Origin of the sequence: Leucobacter soli (assembly GCF_042659205.1) — a bacterium.
Lineage (GTDB): Bacteria > Actinomycetota > Actinomycetes > Actinomycetales > Microbacteriaceae > Leucobacter > Leucobacter soli.
Genome location: NZ_JBHSRW010000285.1, coordinates 1 through 2,602 on the forward strand (window position 1 = coordinate 1; position 2,602 = coordinate 2,602).

General features: G+C 71.6%; 2 protein-coding genes. Both read left to right on the plus strand.

The window, feature by feature from the left end:
* Nucleotides 1-1,531 (plus strand): hypothetical protein (locus tag ACFPZL_RS12155; protein ID WP_382335616.1); only part of this gene is annotated, 1,531 nt, incomplete at its 5' end.
* Nucleotides 1,532-1,583: 52 nt separating this feature from the next.
* Nucleotides 1,584-2,576, plus strand: a complete 993-nt coding sequence (locus ACFPZL_RS12160) for an AAA family ATPase (RefSeq protein WP_218116067.1) — start codon at nt 1,584-1,586, stop codon at nt 2,574-2,576.
* Nucleotides 2,577-2,602: the final 26 nt, after the last annotated feature.

The window sequence follows — 2,602 nt, forward strand, 5'->3', positions numbered from 1 at the left end:
AGTCGCCGGCCAGATCGATCCCTTTGCGGGGAAGAGCGGCGGAGGGCTCGCGGTGCGCTCCGTCGAGGACCCCGGCTGCCGGTACGGCCGGATCCTGGCAGACGGGGACTCGGTCGCGGTCGAATGGGCCGACCGCACGGGGCCGGGCGGCACCTGCGAGGCGACGTTCACCGTCGAAGACGCACAGCATCGTCCCGGTACGGGGACGATCACGCTCGACGCGAGTGGTCTGCCCCGCGCACCCCAGAGCATCTCGGCGGTGGGGTTCACCGCGACCTCGGTGCGGCTCCAGGTCGTGCTCGGCGAGGCGGCGAACGCCTACCCCGAACTGCAGGAGATCCGGATCATGGAGGGCGATGCGGCCGTCCCCGCCGACTGCTCGGCCAGCGGCGGCAGCCACATGTGCGAGGTCTCCGGGCTGAAGGCGGGCGAGGTGCACCAGTTCAGCGCGGTCGCCGTCAACCGGGTCGGTGCGTCGACGCCGACGGGGCCCGTGCGCACCTGGGCGTTCCGGCTCCCCGAGGCGCCATCCGTCGATGCCGTGCAGCAGATCTCGGCGGAGTCCGTCTCCGAGGGCACGGTGAGGTTCCAGGTGAGCTCGAGCGACTCGTCGACCGGCAGCATCGACATCCTCATCAACGGCAGGAAGCAGGCCACCGTCGCCGGAGCCTCGGGCACGGCCACGATCGCTCGCGTGAGCGCGGGCGACGCGGTCGCCTACCAGGCGGTCGCGAACAGCCGGTTCCCGCATCCGTCGGGCGAATCGAACACGGGCGGCACGACCAGCGGGACGACGGCGGTCGGCGGCCTGCCCGAGGTCACCTCGCTCATCCTCGAGTCCGCGCCGCTCTCGCCGACCGTGACCGCTCGGATCGAGGGCCGGTCGAACTACGGCGGCGCGCTGCTCTACGGGGCGACGAGTGCCGGGGCCTGCACTCCGACCTCGTCGACCTCGTCCATCGAGTTGGTCGGCACCCTCTTCCAGAACATGAACGTCGATGCCTGCGTCAGCAACACCTGGGGCGTCTCCGCGGTGAAGAGCGGCACGATCCGGGTCGGCGGGCGCCCGGAGGCGCTCACCGGGCTCAGCTATTCCATCGGGGCCGTGCCTGAGATCGAGGCCGGCACCCGGATCCGGTACACCGAGGTCGTCCCGCCCGAGCCGTCGCCCCGGCCGGGATTCGACGTGGAGTACCGTCTCGGTACGAACGGCCCCACGGGGTCGGCCTTCCCCGAGCTCGATCCCGGCTCGGTGCAGACCGTGTTCATCCGGCAGGTGCAGGGCGGCGCGACCTCCGAGTGGGCCGAAGTGGTGCCCGCGGGCGCCCCCGCCCCGGTAATCGTCGACCTCGGCGGATGCATCTCGACTCCGGTCGAGCAGAGCGCGCTCCGCGAGCGAGTCTCGGCGGCCGCGCGGAGCGCTGCTACGGTCGCCTATGACGAGGCGACGGGGATGCTCGGTATCGACTGGACCGGATCCTTCGCGTCTTTCGACCCCCCGCCCCCTCAGCCGATCCCGGTCTGCCCCTAGCGCGACGCCGACCGGGCCCCCGCCCATTCCGATCCGACACCGAAGGATGCCCATGACGACCGACCACTCCCCGACGGAGCCGAGCCCGCTCTCCGACGACCGCGCCGGTTGGGCCGGAGACTCCGTGCGTACGGCGGCGGATGCCGTGGAACAGGTCATCCACGGCAAGCGGCGCGTCGTCGAGCTGGTCCTCGCGACGCAGATCGCGGGCGGGCACGTCCTGCTCGAAGACGTGCCGGGCACCGGCAAGACCGCGCTGGCGCGCACGCTCGCGCTGGTGTCGCAGGGCACCTCGTCGCGCATCCAGTTCACCCCGGACCTGCTGCCCGGCGACGTCACCGGCGTCACCGTCTACGACCAGCGGCAGGGTGCGTTCGAGTTCCACGCCGGTCCGATCTTCGCGAACGTCGTCCTGGCGGACGAGATCAACCGGGCGAGCCCGAAGACGCAGTCCGCGCTGCTCGAGGTCATGGAGGAGCGTCAGGTCACGGTCGACGGCCGGACGCATCCGGTGGGTACGCCGTTCCTGGTGATCGCGACGCAGAATCCCGTCGAGCAGGCGGGCACCTACCGGCTTCCCGAGGCGCAGCTCGATCGCTTCATGATCAAGACCAGCATCGGCTACCCGGACGACACCGCGATGCGGCGCATACTGCAGCAGCAGGCCGCCAAGCCCAAGGTGCAGCCCGTCATGTCGACGGGGACGCTGCTGCAGATCCAGGAGTTCGCCTCCCAGGTCTTCGTGAGCCCGCTCATCGCGGAGTACATCACCCGTCTGGTCGAGGCGACGCGGAACGCGACCGAGGTGCGCCTGGGAGCGAGCGTGCGCGGAGCGCTCGCCCTGCAGCGGCTCGCGCAGGCCTGGGCGCTGGTGCAGGGGCGCGCCTTCGTCGTGCCCGACGACGTGCGGGGGCTCGCGACCGCCGTCCTCGCGCATCGCCTCGTGCTCGAGCCGGAGGCCGAGTTCGACGGCGTCGTCGCCGAGCAGATCGTCGCGCAGATCCTGCTCGACATCGCCGAACCCCGGGAGAACGGCACCGCGTGAACGCCCAGCGCACGCGCAGCCGGACG